This window comes from Ancylobacter dichloromethanicus, from assembly GCF_018390645.1.
In the GTDB taxonomy this organism is placed as follows: Bacteria; Pseudomonadota; Alphaproteobacteria; order Rhizobiales; family Xanthobacteraceae; genus Ancylobacter; species Ancylobacter dichloromethanicus.
Window position 1 is genome coordinate 696,366 of sequence record NZ_JAHBGC010000020.1, and the last position, 19,345, is coordinate 715,710.

20 protein-coding genes are annotated in these 19,345 nt (G+C 68.1%); 11 read left to right on the forward strand and 9 right to left on the reverse strand.

The genetic code is table 11. The features are described from left to right. The first annotated feature begins 14 nt into the window (after nt 1-14). A complete protein-coding gene (locus KHC23_RS11995; RefSeq protein ID WP_213372744.1) occupies nt 15-1,076 on the forward strand; it encodes an aldo/keto reductase in 1,062 nt (353 codons plus the stop codon). 15 nt (nt 1,077-1,091) lie between these two features. On the opposite strand, the gene KHC23_RS12000 is transcribed toward KHC23_RS11995, so the two are convergent. The 6 genes from KHC23_RS12000 to KHC23_RS12025 all read right to left on the reverse strand — a co-directional run bounded on the left by KHC23_RS12000 (nt 1,092) and on the right by KHC23_RS12025 (nt 5,512). Beyond that, the gene (locus tag KHC23_RS12000; protein WP_213372746.1) at nt 1,092-2,342 is read right to left on the reverse strand and encodes an RNA polymerase sigma factor; all 1,251 of its coding nucleotides are present in this window, start codon (nt 2,340-2,342) and stop codon (nt 1,092-1,094) included. Then, nucleotides 2,342-2,713 (reverse strand): YciI family protein, encoded by a 372-nt coding sequence (locus tag KHC23_RS12005; protein ID WP_213372748.1) that lies wholly within the window; start codon nt 2,711-2,713, stop codon nt 2,342-2,344. The genes KHC23_RS12000 and KHC23_RS12005 overlap by 1 nt, the downstream gene beginning before the upstream one ends. A 26-nt stretch (nt 2,714-2,739) precedes the next feature. Further along, a complete protein-coding gene (locus tag KHC23_RS12010; RefSeq protein WP_213372750.1) occupies nt 2,740-3,045 on the reverse strand; it encodes a ubiquitin family protein in 306 nt (101 codons plus the stop codon). Beyond that, nucleotides 3,042-4,127 carry a WD40/YVTN/BNR-like repeat-containing protein gene (locus KHC23_RS12015; RefSeq protein WP_213372751.1) on the reverse strand — a complete coding sequence of 362 codons (1,086 nt, stop codon included), beginning with the start codon at nt 4,125-4,127 and terminating at the stop codon, nt 3,042-3,044. The genes KHC23_RS12010 and KHC23_RS12015 overlap by 4 nt, the downstream gene beginning before the upstream one ends. Before the next feature lie 12 nt (nt 4,128-4,139). Then, on the reverse strand, nt 4,140-4,556 hold the full coding sequence (locus KHC23_RS12020; protein ID WP_213372753.1) for a VOC family protein: 417 nt from the start codon (nt 4,554-4,556) through the stop codon (nt 4,140-4,142). 332 nt (nt 4,557-4,888) lie between these two features. Next, nucleotides 4,889-5,512: a GntR family transcriptional regulator gene (locus KHC23_RS12025; protein ID WP_246544519.1), complete on the reverse strand. Its 624-nt coding sequence runs from the start codon at nt 5,510-5,512 to the stop codon at nt 4,889-4,891. A gap of 271 nt (nt 5,513-5,783) precedes the next feature. On the opposite strand from KHC23_RS12025, the gene KHC23_RS12030 reads away from it, so the two are divergent. Genes KHC23_RS12030 through KHC23_RS12050 form a run of 5 tightly spaced genes read left to right on the forward strand, consistent with a single transcriptional unit; the run spans nt 5,784 to nt 11,224 of the window. Beyond that, nucleotides 5,784-6,785 (forward strand): amidohydrolase family protein, encoded by a 1,002-nt coding sequence (locus tag KHC23_RS12030; RefSeq protein WP_213372757.1) that lies wholly within the window; start codon nt 5,784-5,786, stop codon nt 6,783-6,785. Next, complete coding sequence (locus KHC23_RS12035) at nt 6,772-7,776, forward strand: tripartite tricarboxylate transporter substrate binding protein (RefSeq protein ID WP_213372759.1); 1,005 nt, start codon at nt 6,772-6,774, stop codon at nt 7,774-7,776. The genes KHC23_RS12030 and KHC23_RS12035 overlap by 14 nt, the downstream gene beginning before the upstream one ends. Nucleotides 7,777-7,785: 9 nt before the next feature. Further along, nucleotides 7,786-8,259, forward strand: a complete 474-nt coding sequence (locus KHC23_RS12040; protein WP_213372761.1) for a tripartite tricarboxylate transporter TctB family protein — start codon at nt 7,786-7,788, stop codon at nt 8,257-8,259. Nucleotides 8,260-8,266: 7 nt separating this feature from the next. After that, complete coding sequence (locus tag KHC23_RS12045) at nt 8,267-9,784, forward strand: tripartite tricarboxylate transporter permease (protein ID WP_213372763.1); 1,518 nt, start codon at nt 8,267-8,269, stop codon at nt 9,782-9,784. A gap of 18 nt (nt 9,785-9,802) precedes the next feature. Further along, complete coding sequence (locus tag KHC23_RS12050) at nt 9,803-11,224, forward strand: NAD(P)H-dependent oxidoreductase (protein WP_213372765.1); 1,422 nt, start codon at nt 9,803-9,805, stop codon at nt 11,222-11,224. A 154-nt stretch (nt 11,225-11,378) separates the two neighbouring features. On the opposite strand, the gene KHC23_RS12055 is transcribed toward KHC23_RS12050, so the two are convergent. Both KHC23_RS12055 and KHC23_RS12060 read right to left on the reverse strand, forming a co-directional pair. Then, the gene (locus KHC23_RS12055) at nt 11,379-12,077 is read right to left on the reverse strand and encodes a DUF6064 family protein (RefSeq protein ID WP_213372767.1); all 699 of its coding nucleotides are present in this window, start codon (nt 12,075-12,077) and stop codon (nt 11,379-11,381) included. After that, nucleotides 12,077-12,994, reverse strand: a complete 918-nt coding sequence (locus KHC23_RS12060) for an aldo/keto reductase (protein ID WP_213372769.1) — start codon at nt 12,992-12,994, stop codon at nt 12,077-12,079. The genes KHC23_RS12055 and KHC23_RS12060 overlap by 1 nt, the downstream gene beginning before the upstream one ends. A 259-nt stretch (nt 12,995-13,253) precedes the next feature. On the opposite strand from KHC23_RS12060, the gene KHC23_RS12065 reads away from it, so the two are divergent. The 5 genes from KHC23_RS12065 to KHC23_RS12085 are packed head-to-tail and all read left to right on the forward strand — an operon-like array spanning nt 13,254 to nt 17,727. Then, a complete protein-coding gene (locus tag KHC23_RS12065) occupies nt 13,254-14,573 on the forward strand; it encodes an NtaA/DmoA family FMN-dependent monooxygenase (protein WP_213372771.1) in 1,320 nt (439 codons plus the stop codon). Nucleotides 14,574-14,608: 35 nt separating this feature from the next. Beyond that, a complete protein-coding gene (locus tag KHC23_RS12070; protein ID WP_213372773.1) occupies nt 14,609-15,454 on the forward strand; it encodes a transporter substrate-binding domain-containing protein in 846 nt (281 codons plus the stop codon). A gap of 25 nt (nt 15,455-15,479) precedes the next feature. Further along, nucleotides 15,480-16,208, forward strand: coding sequence for an ABC transporter permease (locus tag KHC23_RS12075; RefSeq protein ID WP_213372775.1), 729 nt, complete (start codon nt 15,480-15,482; stop codon nt 16,206-16,208). After that, entirely contained in the window at nt 16,205-16,963 is a 759-nt protein-coding gene (locus KHC23_RS12080) for an ABC transporter permease (protein ID WP_213372777.1), read from the forward strand. The genes KHC23_RS12075 and KHC23_RS12080 overlap by 4 nt, the downstream gene beginning before the upstream one ends. Continuing rightward, a complete protein-coding gene (locus tag KHC23_RS12085; RefSeq protein ID WP_213372779.1) occupies nt 16,960-17,727 on the forward strand; it encodes an amino acid ABC transporter ATP-binding protein in 768 nt (255 codons plus the stop codon). The genes KHC23_RS12080 and KHC23_RS12085 overlap by 4 nt, the downstream gene beginning before the upstream one ends. A gap of 40 nt (nt 17,728-17,767) precedes the next feature. Here the strand turns inward: KHC23_RS12085 and KHC23_RS12090 are convergent, their stop codons facing one another. Further along, entirely contained in the window at nt 17,768-19,081 is a 1,314-nt protein-coding gene (locus tag KHC23_RS12090; protein ID WP_213372781.1) for an NtaA/DmoA family FMN-dependent monooxygenase, read from the reverse strand. Nucleotides 19,082-19,345 lie beyond the last annotated feature (264 nt).

Here is a 19,345-nt window from a genome sequence, read left to right on the forward strand (position 1 = left end):
CGGGAGACGCCCAGATGAAATACCGCACGCTCGGCCGTTCCGGCCTCAAAGTGTCCGCCATTTCCATGGGGACCTTCTCGTTCGGCGGGGTCGGCGACTTCGCCAAGGTCGCCAATCACGGCGTGCCCGAAGCCCGTCGCCTCGCCGACGTCTGCCTCGATGGCGGCGTGAACGTGATCGACACCGCCAACATGTACTCGCTCGGCCGCTCGGAGGAGATCGTCGGCGAGGTGCTGGAAGGCCGGCGCGAGCGCGTGCTGCTGACCTCAAAGGCGCGCATGCGGATCGGTGATGGCCCCAATGACGAGGGCGTCTCGCGCTATCACCTCATCCGCGAATGCGAGAAGAGCCTGAAGCGCCTGCGCACCGACCACATCGACATTTATTTTCTGCACGAGTGGGACGGAACGACCCCGCTGGAGGAGACGCTGTCGGCGCTCGACGCGCTGATGCGCGCCGGCAAGATCCGTTATATCGGCTGCTCCAACTACTCCGGCTGGCAGGTCATGAAGGCGCTCGGCATCGCTGACGCGTCAAAGCTGCCGCGCTTCGTCACCCAGCAGATCCACTACACGCTGGAGGCGCGCGAGGCGGAATACGAACTGCTGCCCATCGCCGTCGACCAGGGCGTCGGGGTGATGGTGTGGAGTCCGCTCGCCGCCGGCCTGCTGTCCGGACGGTTCGACCGCGACACCTTCCCCGCCGATTCGCGGCAGGCCGCCGGCTGGTCCGAGCCGCCGATCCGCGATGCCGAACGGCTGTGGTCGATCGTCGACGTGCTGAAGGACATCGCGGCGGCACGCGGCGTCAGCGCGGCGCAGATCGCCCTCGCCTGGACACTGACACGGCCGGGCATCGCCTCGCTGGTGGTCGGTGGCACGGAAGACAGCCACTTCACCGACAACATCGCGGCAGTCGACCTGGAACTGACGGCGGAGGAACTCGACCGGCTCAACCTCGTCAGCCGCCCGCCCTACATTTACCCTTACTGGCACCAGCACAATTTCGCCCGCGACCGCTTCAGCCCGGCCGATTGGGCGCTGCATGCGAGCTATGAGGATGTCGGCAAGGTGTGAGACCGCGCCCGCCGTCTAGGTCAATCCGTCGAGATGGCTGCGTATATGGGCCGCCTCGGCCGCGGTGGTGGCGAGGCTTATGGCGGTCATGAAGCCTTCGCGCGCCTCCCGCGTGCGACCGAGCTGCATCAGCAGGGCGCCGCGCACGCCGTGATAGTGGAAATAGCCGGAGAGCCGGTCGCCGAGCGGGTCCACCATGGCGAGCGCGGCCTCCGGCCCGCGCAGCTTGGCGATTGCCACCGCGCGGTTCAGCGTGATCACCGGCGAGGGCTGCATGATCTCCAGCGTGCCGTAGAGCAGGTCGATCTGCGCCCAGTCGGTGTCCTCGGGCCGCGCCGCCCGCGCATGCAGCGCCGCGATGGCCGCCTGCACCTGGTAGGGCCCGGGCTGGCGATGGCGCACCGCCTTGTCGAGCAAGGCGAGCCCCTCACTGATCATCGCCCGGTTCCACAGCGCGCGGTCCTGGTTGTCGAGCAGGATCACCGCGCCGTCGCGGTCGAAGCGGGCCTCGGCGCGGGCCTGCTGCAGCAGCATGAGCGCCGTCAGTCCCATGATCTCGGGCTCGGCCTGGAACAGCCGCAGCAGCAGCCGGGCGAGACGGATGGCCTCCTCGGTCAGCGCCTCGCGGGCGTTCGAGGCGTCGCCGGCGGCGGAATAGCCCTCATTGAAGACGAGGTAGATCATCGCCGCGACCACGCCGAGCCGCTCGGCCCGCTCGACCGGCCCCGGCGCCTCGAACGGCACGCCATCCTCGCCACTCTGAGCGCGGGCGATGCGCGCCTTGGCCCGGGTGATGCGCTGTTCCATCGCCGCCTCGCTCACCAGGAAGGCGCGGGCGATCTGGCCGACGGAGAGGCCGGAGACGATGCGCAGGGCGAGCGCGATCTGCTGCGTCGCCGGCAGCTCGGGATGGCAGCAGATGAACAGCAGGCGCAGCACGTCGTCACGATAATGCGCGCCATCCATGCGTTCGGCGATCGCCGCCTCGGCATCCTCGGTGTCGGACAACGCCTCTTCCGGCGGCAAGGCGGTCTGTTTGGCCCGGCGCCGCACCGTATCGAGCGCGACGTTGCGGCCGACGAAGATGAGCCAGGCGCTCGCGTCGCGCGGCGGGCCGTTCTGCGGCCATGTCTTCAAGGCCCGCAGGCAGGCCTCCTGGAACGCTTCCTCGGCGAGATCGAGGTCGCGGAAATAACGCAGCAGCGCGGCCACCGCCTGCGGACGCGCGGCGGCGAGCGTGGTGCCGATCCAGCGCGCCTCGTCCATCACGGCCGCGCGCCGCCATCGTGGAACAGGCCGACCGGGCGAATCTCGTAGGAACCGCCCGGGTTGGCGGCGCCGAGTTCGCGGGCGATGCCGAGCGCCTCCTCCAGATTTTCGCAATCGAGGATGTAGAAGCCGAGCAGTTGCTCCTTGGTCTCGGCGAACGGGCCGTCGAGCACCAGCGGCGGGTCCTGGTCCTTGCGCAGCGTGGTGGCGGCGGTGGTCGGCAGCAGCCGCGCCACCGGGCCGAGCTTGCCCGCCCTGGCGAGCCGCTCCTGCACCACGGCGAGCCTCTCCATCACCGCGTCGTCCTCCTCCTTGGTCCAGGCGCAGACGACATCTTCCTGATGGTAGCAAAGCAGGGTGTAGAGCATGTGGAGCCTTTCGCAGTGCTGGCGGATCAGCCGCCGCTGATCGCGGTTATGACAAAGACGTCGGCGCCGGCGGCGAGCGGGGTCGCGAGCTTGGCGCGCCGGCCGTCGACGAACACGTTGATATGCCGCCGGATCGCCGGTGTTTCGTCGCAGAGCCGCTCGCGCATGCCGGGCCAAAGCGCATCGAGCCCGTCGACCATCTCGGCGACGTCGCGGGCGACGAGGGGGACGAGCCGGTCGGCGCCGGGGAACAGCACGACGAGATGCGCCGGCAGCCGCACCACCACCGGTGCCCGCGCCCGCTTCCGCGATGCCTCGCTGATCGCCGTCACCGCTCGATCACCAGCGTTTCGACCGAGGTGATGGTCGGCAGATGCGGCGCGACGCAGTCCCAGCTCTCGCCCTCGTCATTGCTGGCATAGAGCCCGCCCGCATTGGTGCCGAAATACACCCCGGCCGGCTCCAGCGTGTCGGTGGCCATTGCCTGGCGCAGCACGTTGAAATAGGCGCTCCCCTGCGGCAGGCCGGTGCGCCGCGCCTCCCAGTTCGCCCCGGCGTCGCGTGTGCGGTACACGGCGGCGTTGCCCTCCGGCATGAAGCGCCCCTTGATGTCGCCGTTGAGCGGGATCAGGTAGAGCCCGTCCGGGTCGCGCGGGTGCACGGCGGCGGGAAAGCCGAAGGAGGAGGGCAGGCCTTCCTCGATGCTCGCCCAGTTGCGGCCGCCATCGTCCGAGCGGTACATGCCGCAATGGTTCTGCTGGTAGAGCCGCCCGCCGCCGCCGGGCGCCATGACCAGACAATGCACGCACTGGCCGAACTCGGGATAGTTCTGCCCTTCCGGCATGAAGTCGGCCCGGGTGCCGCGGTTGCGGGCCTCCCAGGTGGTGCCGCCATCCTCGGTGGCGAACACGCCGGCGGCCGAGATGCCGACCCAGATCTTTTTCGCGTCGACCGGGTCGGGCACCAGAGAGTGCAGGATCAGCCCGGCCCCGCCGGGATTCCATTCCGGCCGGCTGGGATGCTTCTGCAGGCCGTCGATATGGCTCCAGCTGATCCCGCCATCGGTGCTGCGGAACAGTCCTGCGGGCTCGACGCCGGCATAAAGACTGCCATCCGCCGCGACTGCGAGGCTCCACACCGATTTCACCGGCGCCTGCCCGGCCTCATAGGCGAGGCCCTGGCTCGAATGGCTCCAGCTGGCACCGAGATCGGTGGATTTCCATACCGCTGGGCCGAACCACTCATTGCCGCCTCCGGCATAGATGGTGCCGCTCTGGGAATCGGCGACCACATGATTGGTCGGCCAGGTCTCGCAGAACGGGCCGCGCAGCTCCCAGGAGCGGCGCGCGGAATCGCTGGCGAGCAGAAAGGCGCCCTTGCGGGTGCCGACCAGGACAATGACCTGCTGTGCCATGGTGCCCTCCCCTCACATGGTGGAAACGACGATCATCCAGGAGACGCCGAAGCGGTCGGTCAGCATGCCGAAGCTGGAGGCGAAGAAGGTCGGCCCCAGTGGCATGGTGACCGTGCCGCCCTCGGACAGCGCGGTGAACGCGGCTTCGGCTTCGGCTGCATTGGCGACCGAGAGCGACAGCGAGATGCCCGCGAAGCCGGCGCTGTCGGACTGGCAGCCATCCGAAGCCATCAGCTCGGCCTCGCCGATCTTGAAGCTGGAATGCATGATCTTGTCGTCCCAGCCGTCCGGAATCATGCCGGGCGGCGGTGATTCCGGCGCGTCGCGGAAGCGCATCAGCATGGTGACTTCGGCGCCCACGGCGTGCTGGTAGAAGCCGATGGCTTCCTCGGTACGGCCGTTGAACATCAGATAGGCCTGCACATTCATCGTGTCGTCCTCCCTTCGCCGGGCCCCTTGCCCCGGCTGCCTGCCACGAGGACGAACGGCGAAGGACCCGTCCGACATCACGGCCGATTTTTTTTCGCGAGCCCGGCGGAGCAGGACGGCAGGACGGGGTTTGCGCGCGGATGATCGCCCTGGCTCGGCCGCCTGCGGCGCATTCTGGCGATCAACCCCGCGCAGGTCCATGGTGCAGATGGCCCGCACCCTCCCCCGGCGACGCCCGCTCAGATGCGCGCCGGCCCCTCGCCTGTCAGGCGGGTGCATCGGCCAGATCGCCGTTCACCGGCGGACAGACCGGGCGGAACCGCGGGCGCCGCTTATTCCTGCTCCAGAACCTGCCGCGTGGCCTGCCAGCCCTTCAGGTGATGGGTGCGGAGAATCTCGCGCAGCAGCGCCCCCTCGCGCTGCTGCAGCGCGTCGAGAATCTTCTCGTGCTCGACGACCGCGCGCGCCCAGCGCGCCGCCGAGCGGTTGCCGGCAAAGCGATAGCGCCGGATGCGTGCGCTCTCGGTCCGGTAGATACGCGACAGCGGGGCATTGTGGGCGCAGTCGACAATGCGCTGGTGGATATCCTGATTGAGGTGGAAATAGCCCATCAGGTCCCCGCCGCGCTGGCAGTCGACCATGCGCCGGTGAATCGCCTCGATCGCCGCGAACTCGGCGGCGGTGCCGCGCGCGCAGGCCAGCTCGGCCGCAACGCTTTCCAACCCGATCAGCACCTCTATCGCGGCCTCGATTTCGGCCAGCGACAGGGTCATGACCTCGGCGCCCCGATTGGGAACGATGCGCACGAGCCCCTCGGCTTCGAGGATCTTGAAGGCCTCGCGCAGCGGGGTGCGGGTAACGCCGAGCCCCTCGGTCAGCATGCGCTCGGAGATGCGGCCGCCGGGCGGCAGGTCGCCGGCGATGATCATGTCGCGGATGCGTTCGACGACAAACATGGTGCGCCGGCCGCGCGGGCCTGACGACGGCAATTCAGCCTCAGCGGCGGCGGTCTCAGCTTCGCTTAATTGCATGCAAGAATGCTCTCATACCCAGTTATTCATGTCCAGCGCGGTTGACGCGATCCTATGATTACATGCAATATCGTCGTGGCCCCATAGGAAACGTCGCCTTGATGCGGCGTCATGGCCAAGGGAAACGTCAGAAGGAAGGCAACGGCATGACCTGCGCGGGCACCATTGTGCGCCCGGGCCGTCGGGACGGCGCGCAATGAGCGCCCATTCCGCTACAGGCCCCGATAAGGCAGCAAAATCGACAGTTTTCGACCATGGCGCGGAGGACAGCCTGCCCATTGTCGACGCCCACCATCATTATTGGGATCTCTCGCTCGGCAAGCATCCCTGGCTGAACGGCACGCCGGTGGCCGGTCATCGCTACGGCGACTATCGCGCGATCTGCACCACCTTCCTGCCCGAGGATTACCGTCGGGCAGCGGGCCGACAGAATATTGTCGGCAATGTCTATGTCGAGGCGGAATGGGATCCGACCGACCCGCTCGGCGAGACACGGTGGGTGCATGCAATCGCCGAGCGGCACGGCACGCCCCACGCCATGGTGGCGCAGGCCTGGCTCGACCGCGACGATGCGGCCTCGCTGCTGGCGGCGCAGGCAGGCTTTCCGCTGGTGCGGGCGGTTCGGCACAAGCCCCGGGGGTTCGCCCGCCCCGAGGAATGGCACCCGGATCACGGCCTGCCCGGCTCCATGCTGTGCCCGCGCTTTCGCGACGGCTATGCCCGGCTGGCCGATCACGGCCTGCATTTCGAGTTGCAGACCACCTATTGGCACCTGCCCGACGCCGCCGATCTCGCCCGCGCCTTCCCGCACATAAGAATGGTGATCAACCACACCGGCGTTCCCGGCGATCGGCGCCCGGACACGCTGACACGCTGGCGCGCGGCGATGACGGCCGTCGCCGCCTGCCCGAACGTGATGGTGAAGATCTCCGGCCTCGGCGTGCCCGGGGAGGCGTGGACGGTTGCCGCCAATGAGGGGGTGGTGCGCGACACTCTGGCACTGTTCGGCGTCGAACGCTGCATGTTCGCCAGCAACTACCCGGTCGACGGCCTGTTCCGGTCGCTCGATGGCATCTTCGCCGACTTCAAGGCGATGACCAGGGACATGGCGCCGGCCGACCGTCGTCGCCTGTTCAACGACAATGCGAGAGCCGTGTACCGGCTCCACCAACCGGAGGAAGTCCATGCGCAGTCCTGAGAAGCGTTACCTGAGGCCGGCGGCGTGCATCGCCGGGGCGGTGCTCGCGATGCTGACGCTGCCCTTCGCCGCGCCGGCGCGCGCCGACACCTATCCGAGCCGGCCGATCACCGTGATCGTGCCCTATCCCGCCGGCGGGGGCACCGACATCGTGGCGCGCACCCTGACCGGCCTGCTGGAGAAGGAACTCGGCGTTCCGATCAACGTCATCAACAAGGCGGGCGGCGGCGGTATTCCCGGCCAGACCGCGATCGCCCACGCCAAGCCCGACGGCTACACGATCGGCGTCATTGCCTCCGACATCAGTGTCTACAAGGCGCAGGGCCTGGCTGACCTCACCTACAAGGACATGACGCCGATCGGCCAGACCAACGAGTTGGCGTCAGGCGTCTCGGTGATCGAGGGTTCGCCCTACAAGACGATCCAGGAACTCGTCGCCGGCATCAAGGCCCATCCCGGCCAGCTCAAGGCCACCGGGGCCTCGCCGGGTGTCAACTGGCACATTGCCTTTTCCGGCCTGATGCTCGGACTGGGGCTCGACCCCTCGACGGTGACATGGGTGCCGACCCAGGGAGGCACCGCCGGCCATCTCGACGTCGCCGCCGGCAACTCGACCTTCTCCACCGCCTCGCTGGCCGAAGGGCGTGCGCTGATCGAGGCGAAGAAACTGCGTCCGCTCGCGGTGATGGCCAAGGAGCGCCTGCAACTGTTCCCCGACGTGCCGACTCTGAAGGAATCGCTCGGCATCGACTGGACCTTCGCGCTCTGGCACGGCGTCGTCGGCCCCAAGGGCCTGCCGGACGAGCTGATGAACAGGCTTTCGGCGGCTGTGGAGAAGGTCGCGACCAGCGAGGCCTTCCGCAAGCCGCTGGAGGAACGCGGCTTTAGTCTGGTCTATCGCGACCCGGCGGCGTTCCGCGCCTTCATGGCGAGCGATCTCGCCGAGATGGAGCGGATCTTCGTCGAACTCGACAAGATGAAGCAGCAATAGGAGGCGGGCATGAAGTTCGGCGACGGCCTGATCGGCCTGTTCATCGTCGCTCTCGGCGTCGCCGTCTTCGGGCAGGCGCAGGGCTTTCCCAAGGTCGCCGACCAGTTCTACGGACCGGGCCTTTTTCCGCAGATCATCGCGGCGGGGCTGGTCCTGTGCGGCGCCATCCTGTTCGCCCGCACGTTACGCACCGCGCCGGCTGCGTCGTTCCGGGTCGATGCGGTGTCCTGGCGGGGCAACCGGCGTGGGGCGATGAGCGGCGCGATGGTGCTCGCCGCCCTGCTCGCCTTCGTCTTTCTCGGCGACACGGTCGGCTTCCCGATCATCGGTTTCGTGACGTTGGTCGCCTTCTACCTCTGGCTCGGGCGCCGGCTTCCGGTGGCGCTGCTGGTCGCGGCCGGGGTCACGCTGGCGCTCGACCTGCTGTTCCGCCTCGTTCTGCATGTGCCCGTGCCATCCGGGCCGCTGGCCGCGTTCTGGTAGGGTCGACATGGACAAGTTCATTGCCGCCCTCGATCTGGTGGCCCAGCCGGAAACACTGGTGACGCTGGTAGGCGCCAGCTTCTTCGGCTTCGCCATCGGCTGCCTGCCGGGCCTGACCGCGACCATGGCGGTGGCGCTGCTGGTGCCCATGACCTTCTTCATGAGCCCGATCGCGGCGATCACCTCGATCGTTGCCGCCTCGGCCATGGCAATTTTCGCCGGCGACATCCCCGGCGCGCTGCTGAGGATGCCCGGCACGCCGGCCTCCGCCGCCTATGTCGACGACGCCTACGAGATGACCAAGCGGGGCGAGGCGGGCGTGGTCATCGCCTCCAACGCCACGTTCTCGGCCCTCGGCGGCGTGTTCGGTACCATCGTGCTCATCCTCGCGGCGCCGACGCTGGCCGATTTCGCGCTCGACTTCAGCGCCTTCGAGTTCTTCTGGCTGGGCGCGCTCGGCCTGTCCTGCGCGGTGTTCGTCGCCGGCAGCAATCTGGTGAAGGGCCTGACCTCGTTGATGCTTGGCCTGCTGATCGCCACAGTCGGCATGGACTACACCACCGGCCATCCGCGCTTCACCTTCGGCAATGTGAACCTGCTCGAAGGGGTGAGCTTCATTCCCGGCCTTATCGGCATGTTCGCCCTGCCGGAGATCCTGCGCTCGCTGCTCTCCCCGGGCAGTGTGGGCACGGTGGCACAGGTCACCGCGCGCGATGCCTGGCGCAAGACCTGGGATGCCGGCAAGCGCTACTGGAGCCGCGCGCTCTGCGGCAGCGTTCTCGGCACGCTGGTCGGTGCGCTTCCGGGTGGCGGTGCCGATACGGCGGCCTGGATCAGCTATGCCGGTGCCAAGAAGATGTCCAGGGAGCCCGAGAAATGGGGCAAGGGGCATATCGAGGGAATCGTGGCCGGCAGTTCCGCCAACAATGCCGCGCTCTCGGGGGCCTGGATTCCGGCCATCGTGTTCGCCATTCCCGGCGACACCATCACCGCCATCGGCATCGGCGTCCTGTATCTGAAGGGCGTCAATCCGGGCCCGACCGTGTTCATCAATAATGGCGAGCTGTTCTACGCGGTCTTCATCGTCTTCATCCTCGCCAATCTCATGATGTTTCCGCTCGGATGGCTCGCCATCCGCATCGCGCGGCTGGTGCTGCGCGTGCCGCGCGACCTGATCCTGCCGGCGCTGCTGGTGCTCTCCGTCACCGGCGCCTACGCGATCGACAACGACCTGTTCGGTGTGTGGATCCTGCTCGCGCTCGGCCTCACCGCCTACCTGATGGAGGAGAACGGCTTCCCCATCGCGCCGATGGTGCTCGGCATGGTGCTCGGCAAGATCGTCGAACAGAACTTCATGCAGGCGCTGATCAGCACCAATGGCAACGTGCTCGGCCTGTTCGGCCGGCCGATCGCCGCGGTGCTGGGCGGCATTACCCTCCTCGTCTGGGCCATTCCGCTGCTGCGCTGGGGCTGGTCGCGCCTCCGGCCGGCTCACGCGACGCCCCGGGCGGCCATCGAAGACTGATTGCAACCGGAAACCAACATGAACTTCCATCGCTATTTTTCCGCTGACCGCCCGCCGATCGAGACCTGCATTGTCGGTACCGGCGGCTTCGGGCGCAGTTTTCTGGCGCAGGGGCTGCGGGTGCCGAAGATGCGGGCGCGCGTCGCCGTCGACCGCGAGGCGGAGATCGCCGTGGCCTCGCTGCGCGCGGTCGGCGTCGAGCCGCGCCGCATCCATCTGTGCACCAGCGCCGCCGAGGCCCGGGTGGCCTACGAGGCCGGCGATTTCATCGCCGCCGCCGATCTCGCCACCGTCATCGACCTGCCGTTCGAGGTGGTGGTGGAGGCGACCGGCCATCCCGAAGCCGGCGCTCGCCATGCCCGTCTGGCCATCGAGGCCGACCGCCATCTCGCCATCGTCTCCAAGGAGGTCGACAGCGTCATCGGACCGGGGCTCGCCCGGCTTGCGGCGGCGCGCGGGCGGGTGGTGACGCCGGTCGATGGTGACCAGCCGAGCCTGCTGGTCGGGCTGATCACCTGGGCCGAGACGCTCGGGCTGGAGATCGTCGCCGCCGGCAAGGCGAGCGAGTATGATTTCGTGTTCGACGCCGCGAGCGGGCTGGTGACCAGCAATGGCCGCACCATTTCCGCGCCGGCCTTTGCGGCGGCCTGGTCGCTTGGCGACCGGCCGGTAGCCGAACTTGTGGCGGCACGTGCCGCGGCGGCCTCGGTGCTGCCCCAGCGCGCGGTGCCTGATCTGTGCGAACTGCTCGTGGTGGCCAACGCTACCGGCTTCTCGCCGGACCGCCCGGACCTGCACGCCCCCATCGCCCGCATCCCCGAAGTGCCGACCATGCTGGCCGAGCGCGAGGAAGGCGGGCTGCTGTCCGGCACCCGGCGGCTCGACGTGTTCCACTGCCTGCGCGCCCCCGACGAGGTGAGCTTCGCCGGCGGGGTGTTCGTGCTGGTGCGCTGCACCGACCGGGCGAGCTGGCAGATGCTGGCGGAGAAGGGCCATCCGGTCAGCCGGTCCGGTTCCACGGCGATGGTCTATGTGCCGCGCCATCTGCTCGGCATCGAGGCGGCGACCAGCGTGATGGAGGCGGCCCTGCTCGGCGTGTCCAGCGGCGGGCTGGCGCCGCGCCCCCATCTCGACTTGGTGGCGCGCGCCACCCAGGACCTGGCGGCGGGCAGCGTCCTCGAGATGGGCGGCCATCACCACACGATCGAGGGCGCGGAAGCCGAACTGGTGCCCGGCGCGGCGCTTGCCGAGGACGCGCCCGCGCCGTTCTACCTCGCCGCCAATTGCCGGTTGGCGCGCGCCGTGTCGCGCGGACAGGCCATCACCTTCGGCGATCTGGAATTCGCGGCCGGATCGGAACTGCTGGCGCTGCGCCGGCGGCAGGACGCGCTGTTCTTCGGTGCCGCCGCGGCGGCCGACAAGGTGGCGGCGGCGCTGTGATCGCGCCCCGCCCCGGCCATGCCAGCGCGGCGTTGCCGCCGCTTGCGCGGTTCATCATCCGCGGTGTCAGGCACGGACGCGCGGGAGATGATCCATGATAGGGCACTCTTTCGCGCCCGCCGTGCCGGTGCGGGCGTGCGTCCCACGGCCCGCATTACGCTCCCGCCCGGGGTGTATCTCCGCGAGACCCGCGCGGGATCAACCGGAGCACTGCCAGCAGCAGGACGAGCGCGGCGGCGGCGAAGAGCAGCCAGGCCTGGCCCTCGTCCATGGCGCGCAGGGTGAGGCCGCTGAACAGGCACCACAGCAGCGGGATCGGCAGCAGCACGGCGAGCCACCGGCCTCGCGCCGCCAGCAACAGGCCAAGCGTCACCACGGCAGTGGGATCGGGCGCCAGGCCGAACACCTCCGCGCTCGCCAGCCGACGTGAGGCGACCAGCGGCAGCACGGGATAGAGCGCAAGCCCGGCAAGGGCCAGCGCCAGCCCTGTCGCACCGATGGCGTCGCGCCGTCCGAACGCCGGGCCGCCGGGCAGCGCGGCGGCGCCGAGCAGCATGAGGGCCTGCGCGAAGAAGGCCGGCACGGCATAGGCCATGGCCCAGTTGATCGGTTCATAGCGCTGCAGCAGGAAGGACCAGGCGACGAAGGCCCAGAGCAGGCCGAGGACGAGCCCCGTCCACAACCTCGCCACGCCGGGCCGGCGCAGGATCAGGAGAATGAGCGCGAGGCCCGCCGCGGTCGTCGCCAGTTGGAGCGGCCACAGCGCGGCGTTCTGCGCTTCGACCAGCCGCCAATAGATGCGCGGCGAGAACAGCAGGAAGTCCTCAAGCCGGTAGGTCCACCATTCGGACATCACTGCGCGCCGATATGGGCGGCGATACGTTCGCGAAAGACGCCGTCAGGAAGCGGGCCGCCCGCCGCGGCGACGTTCTCGCGCACATGGTCGACCCTTGTGGTGGCGGGGATGGCGACGGTGACGGCGGGATGCGACAGGATGAATGTGAGGATCAGCTGCGCCCAGCTCGCCGCCCCGACCTCGCCTGCCCATTCCGGCAGCGGCTCGCGGTCGAGCCGCCGGGTCAGCGCGCCCTGCCGGAACGGCCGGTTCACGATCACCCCGATACCGCGCTCGGCGGCCAGCGGCAGCAGGCGCCGTTCGGCGTCGCGGTCGAGCGGGTTGTAGGTCAACTGCACGAAATCGAGCGGGTGGCGGCGCATGATCTCCTCCAGCAGATCGTGGCGGCGGCCCTCCGAGGTGGTGATGCCGACATAACGCAGCCGTCCCGCCGCCTTCATCGCGAACAGCGTGTCGAGATGCGCCTCCCAGCCGAGCAGATTGTGCACCTGTAGCAGGTCAAGTTGCTCCACGCCCCAGAGGCGGCGCGTCTGTTCGATCTGCGCCGGGCCGTTCGCGCCCGAGGAGGTCCACACCTTGTCGGCCGAGAACACGGCGCCGGCGTCCCCCAGTTCGGCGAGGCCCCGCCCGACCACGGACTGCGATGAGCCATACATGGGCGAACTGTCGACCATCCGCCCGCCACCGGCGAAGAAGGCTGCCATGACAGCGGTGCACTCGGCCTGCAATTCCGGGTCGTCGCCGACATTGAAGGTGATCCAGGTGCCGAGTCCGACGGCGGGAATCGGCTCGCCGGAGGACGGTATCATCCGGGAAAGCGGCGCGGCTTGAGCGAACGACCGTGCTGGCGGAAGCGCCGCCACGGCAGCGCCGAGGGCGGCAGTTGCCATCAAGCTCCTGCGTGTAATGGTCACCTGCTGCCCCTCCCCGCTGTGCTCTCCTGACCTAAGGTTCGATCCGGGCGCGTCCACCATGGCGGGCGATCACAGCTGCGTGCGGCCCGCCATCTGATTATATCGCAGACGATCTGCCGGCATAATGAGCACGCACAATTTCAGTGCGGACAAACCAAGCTTCGAGTCTTGGCGATACTCGCCTGCGGAGCCGTGGCCTTAACCTTTGGCGCGTGTCGGCGAAATCCGGCCCGCGCATGCCAAGTAAAAGGTGACATCCATGCCCGCAGACCCCTTCCATCTCGCCTGGTTTCTCCAGGGCTCCAGCATCCAGGCCTGGGGCGAGCCGTGGACCGGCAATATCGGCCAGGACTGGATGGGTGCCGATCTCTTCGTCGATCTGGTGCGGTCGATGGAGCGGGCCTGCTTCGACTATCTGCTGATCGAAGATTCGATCTATATCGGCCAGAACTGGCAGAATTCGCGCGACATCTTCCTGAAAGGCGGCATCTGCGTGCCCCGACAGGAGCCCAGCGTGGTGGCGACGCTGCTGGCGGCCTCCACCCGCAAGCTCGGCATCGTGCCGACGCTGTCCACCTTCGCCTACCACCCCTATCTCACCGCCCGCATCGTCTCCTCGCTCGACCAGATTTCCGGCGGGCGCGCCGGCTGGAACATGGTCACCGGCTCGTCGGACTTCTCCGCCCAGAATTTCGGCAAGGAGAAGCTGCCCGAGCACGACCAGCGCTATGTGATGGCCGAGGAATATATCGACATCGTCAAGGGTCTCTGGGGCTCGTGGGAGCCGGGCGCGATCGTCGACGACCTTGAGAACGGCGTGCTCATCGACCCGGCCAAGGTGCACACCATCGACTATGCCGGCGCCCATTATGCCTCGCGCGGCCCGCTCAATTCCGGCCCCTGCCCGCAGGGCCAGCCGGTGATCGCGCAGGCCGGCGGCTCGAAGAGCGGGCGCAAGATCGCCGCCACCCACGCCGATACCATCGTCGCCGCGCCGAACGGCGTCGCCGCCATGAAGCAGTACCGCGACGATGTGCGGGCCCAGATGGCCGAGCTTGGCCGCAACCCGGATGACTGCAAGATCCTGTTCCTGCTTTCGCCCATCGTCGCGGAAACCGAGGACCAGGCGAAATGGGCGGCCGACGAGCGCCGCGTCTCCGCCGCGCAGAACCTCGACGCCCGCATGGCCCGCTTCGGCTGGAGCACCAATCTCGACCTCTCCGGCCTCGACCTCGACACGCCGGTGAGCCAGCTCACTTTGACCACCAATGGCCACCAGTCGAGCCTCTCGCAGTTCCTCACCCGTGCCGGCGACAAGTCGCTGCGCCAGGCGATGATCGACCATGTGAGCTGCGGCTACTGCGTCGACGTGGTCGGCACCCCCGACAGCGTTGCCAGCCAGATGGACGAGATCATGCAGGAGATCGGCGGCGACGGCTTCCTCATCGCCCTCTCCGACGTCTCGCGCCGCTCGGTGGCGACCATCACCGACGGGTTGGTGCCAGTCTTGCAACGCCGGGGTCTGACCCGCCGTGCCTACGCCCACCAGCATCTGCGCGACACGCTGACCGAATTCTGACCCCCCACCCGACCGCCAACCATGGAAAGACGCCGATGATCTCACGCCTCCCGCATCATCATCTCCGCCGGGTCGGGCGCTTTGCCCTCGGCGTCATCCTGTTCGGGGCCGGCCTGTCGGCCGCCTCCGCCGAAAAGCTCAGGCTCGGCAATGAGGGCGTCTACCCGCCCTTTTCCATGGTCGATTCCTCCGGCAACCTCACCGGCATGGAGCCGGAGCTGGCGCGCGAAATGTGCAAGCGCATCGGCGCCGATTGCGAAATCGTGGTCATGGACTTCAAGGCGCTGATCCCGTCCATGCTGCAAGGCAAGTTCGATGGCATCGTCACCCAGATCTCGCCGACCCCGGAGCGGGTCGACAAGGCGCTGTTCGCCACGCCGATCGTCTACAATCCGGCTACCTTCATCGTGAAGAAGGACAGCAACTACACGCTCACCAAGGAAGGCGTCACCGGCAAGGGCCTGCGCATCGCCCTGCAGCGCGGCGCCTCCATGGTGCCCTACATCCACAAGCATTTCGGCAAGGACACCTTCGTCGAGGTCTATTACGACAACCCCGACCAGATGAAGCTCGACCTGCTCGCCGGCCGGCTCGACCTGGTGTTCGATTCCAAGATCAACTGGACGCTGGAACTGATCGCCAAGCCCGAGGGCAAGGACTACATGCTCGCCGGCGGCGACCATTGGCTCGGCGACCCTGCGATCCCCGAGGCCGAGCGGGGCTACAGCTGGATCTTCCCCAAGAAGAGCGAAGAACTGGTCACGCGCGTCAACACCGCGCTGGCCGAGATGATCAAGGACTGCACCTACACCACCATCCGCAAGAAATACGTTCCCGTCGCCACCCTCGCGGCGGAAGCGGCCTGCGAGAAGACCAACTGATCGCGACCCGCGCGGAGACCGGCGCATGACCAACCTCTCCCTTGCCGATCTGGCAGGCTATCTGCGCCAGCTCGGCGAGGGAGCCCTGGTCACGCTGGAACTGTTCCTCGCCAGCTTCGCCCTCGCCTTCGGGCTCGGTGTGCTGATCGGGGTGGCGACGCTGGCGCGCGGCCGGCTCATACGGGCGGCGTGGCGGGTCTATGCCTCCATCTTCATGGGCGTGCCTTCGCTGCTCGTCATCTTCCTCATCTTCTATGGCGGCAGCGCCATGCTCGGCGCGGTGCTGGGCGAGTTCGGCGCGCGCATCGACATCTCGCCCTTCGGCGCCGGAGTCGCGGCGCTCGGCATCGTCTATTCCGCCTATGTCGCCGAGTTGGTGCGTGGCGCCATCGAGAACCTGCCCAAGGGCCAGTTCGAGGGTGCCCGCGCGCTGGCCATCCCGCCGCTGGTCATGTGGGGCCGGGTGATCCTGCCGCAGGTGATGCGGCTCGCCCTGCCCGGCCTCGTCAATGTGTGGAGCTTCATGCTGAAGGAGACGCCGCTGGTTTCGCTGGCCGGCCTGCAGGACCTCGTCGCCAGCGCCAAGATCGCCGCCGGGGCGACCAAGGAACCGTTCCTGTTCTTCGTCGCCACAGCGCTTGTGTTCATCGCCTTCAGCGCCGCGAGCCTGTGGCTGGCGACCCGGCTGGAGATACGCCTCGACCGCGGCCAGCGCCGCGACCCCGCCCGCACTCCGGCCCGGGCTGAGGCATGAACGCGCTGCCGATCGACCCCGCCCTTGCCTGGGAGAGCCTGCCGGCGCTGTTCCAGGGGCTGCAGGTGACGGTTTTCCTTACCGTCCTGCCGCTGCTGATCGGCCTCGCGCTGGCCTTCCCCATCTGCTTCGCCCGCATGTCGGCGCGGCGCGGGCTGGCGCTGCCGGCGGAAACCTTCGTCGTGTTCTTCCGCGGCGCGCCGCTGCTGATCCTGCTCTATCTCGTCTATTACGGCCTCGGCCAGATCGAGGCGCTGCGCAATGGTCCGTTCTGGATCGTCTTCGGCTCGCCCTTCGGCTGTGCCATCGTGGCGCTGAGCCTCAACCACGCCGCCTATATGGTGGAGGTGCTGCGCGGCAGCCTGCTCGCCGTGCCGCACGGCATTGTCGAGGCCAGCGAGGCGCTGGGCATCACAAGGCGCAACATCTTCCTCTGGGTGCGGATGCCGCTCGCCATACGCTACGGGCTGAAGGCCTACCAGAACGAAGTGGTGAGCTTCATCAAGGGCACCGCCATCGTCTCGGTGGTGACCATCACCGACCTGATGGCGGTGGCCAATTCCATCTTCGAGCAGACCTACGATCCCTTCACCCCCATTCTGTGTGCCGCCGCATTCTACTGGGCGCTGGTCAACGTGGTCCGCATCGGCTTCGCCCTCTGGGGTCGCTGGCTTGGCCGTCATAATGAGGACGAGGCCGTCCGCGCCGCCCGCGCGCAGGCGCCGCTCGGCATCTCCGGGGAAGTGCTGCCGTGAACCCGCTCCCGCACAGCCTCGACCTCGCGGCCGAACCCGCCATCGCCATTTCAGGCCTGGTGAAGCTGTTCGGCGACCACCGCGCCCTGGGCGGTGTCGACCTCACGGTTCGGCGCGGCGAGAAGGTGGTGATCTGCGGCCCCTCAGGTTCGGGCAAGTCGACGCTGATCCGCTGCATCAATGCGCTGGAACGCCTCGACGGCGGGCGCATCGTCGTCAACGGCATCGAGTTGACCGCGGACGAGGGCACGGTGCAGGACATCCGCCAGGAAGTCGGCATGGTGTTCCAGCACTTCAACCTGTTTCCCCATCTCACCGCGCTGGAAAACTGCATGCTGGCGCCGCAGCTCAATCGCGGACTGTCCAGGGCGCAGGCCGCGAAGCTGGCGATGGCGCATCTGGAGCGGGTTCACCTCGCCGACCAGGCGCACAAATACCCCTCGCGCCTCTCCGGCGGGCAGCAGCAGCGCGTCGCCATCGCCCGCGCGCTGTGCATGGAGCCGCGCATCCTCCTGTTCGACGAACCGACCTCGGCGCTCGACCCGGAAATGGTCAACGAGGTGCTCGGCGTGATGGAGGACCTCGCGACCGGCGGCGTCACCATGCTGTGCGTCACCCATGAAATGGGTTTCGCCCGCCGCGTCGCCGACCGCTGCGTGTTCATGGATCGCGGTGCCATCGTGGAAGAAGGCGGGTCGCGGGAATTCTTCGACGCCCCGGCGAGCGAGCGGCTGCGTGGCTTTCTCGCGCAGATCCTGCACTGACGAGGATGGCGCCTGCCGCCCTCGCGATCCCCCTGCCCTCTCAGAACTCCCGCAGCGTCTGGCGAAGCGTGGCGCCCTCGGTGTAGCGGGTGCGGGCGAGGCCCCGGCGCTGCAAGGCCGGCACCAGCCCCTCGCAGATATCGGTGATGTACTGCCGGCTGATATTGGCGGTGAACGGGCGGGTGATGAGGAAGCCGTCGCCGCCGACCTCGGCCATCACCTCGCCCATGCGTTCGGCCACCTGGTCGGGCGTGCCGACCAGCCCGTCGAGCCCGCGCGCCAGTTGGTCGGCGCAGAGCTGGCGCAGGGTCTTGCCGCTGCCCGCCTGCTGGAACGCGTCGAGCGAGCCCTGCTCGCCATTGGTGGTCAGGTGGGGCAGCGGCGCGTCGAGATCGAATGTGGAGAAGTCAATATCGGTGATGGCGGCGATCAGCGCCAGCGCCTTCTCGCAATAGTCCGGCGCCTCGACGATGCGCGCCGCCTTGGCCTTCGCCTCCGCCTCGGTCTCGCCGAGGATGGGGGCGACGACGAACAGCACCTTGATCTCGTCCGGGTCGCGCCCGCCCGCCTGCGCCCGCGCCCGCACGTCGTCGCGATAGGCCTTCAGCCCCGCGACGCCCATGGAGGGGGCGATGATGCTGTCGGCGGTCATCGCCGCGAACTGGCGTCCGCGCGGCGAACCGCCGGCTTGCACGAAGGCCGGCCGGCCCTGCGGCGAGGGCACGCAGTTCAGCGGCCCGCGACTCTTGAAATACTTGCCGTTGAAGTGGATCGGCCGCACCTTCGAGGCATCGGCATAGGTGCCGGTGGCGCGATCGCGCACCACCGCATCGGCATCCCAGCTACCCCAGAGCTGCTTGACCAGCTCGACATACTCGTCCGCCATGTCGTAGCGCTCCTGGCGCGGCGGCAGCTTGTCCATGCCGAAATTCTCGGCCGCGAGGTCCTCGCCCGAAGTCACGATGTTCCAGCCGAAGCGGCCCTTGCAGATGCTGTCGAGCGTCGAGCACAGCCGCGCCAGCATGAACGGCGGATAGGCCATGGTGGAGAAGGTCGCCACCACGCCGAGATGGGTCGTGTTGGCCCCGATCAGCGCCGCCATCGGCGAGGGATCGGCCTTCGGGCCCATGATGTTGTGCTTGAGATAGACCTCGTTGGAGCCGCCATAGGCCTCCGAGATCATCAGCGTGTCTTCCAGCATGATGTAGTCGAAGCAGGCCCGCTCCATCGCCTGCGCCATGTCGATGTAGAATTTGCCGTCCCACGGAGCGCCGCCGCCGCCGGTGAACGGCTTGGTCCATTCGTCGACGGCGAAGTTGGTGAACCATCCGAGGTGGAATGGCCGTGCACTCATGACGCTACCCTGTCCGCTGCCTTAAACCAGGCCGCAGCCTAGGGCGGTGCCGGCGACCGACACCATCATGAAAACCCCAAGCGACATTCCGGCCGGGGACGACACAACATTGAGCAGCCGCACCGGGCCTGACCAATCCCTGTGCAATCGGCCCGGCGCGGCAAGGAGGAACGCCGTCGCTCCCGTTGAATGACGCCGCGAGGACGCGGGCGCATGTGCGGCGCACAATTTGCTACGCGCGCCCCACCGGGGCGGAAGTGAGCA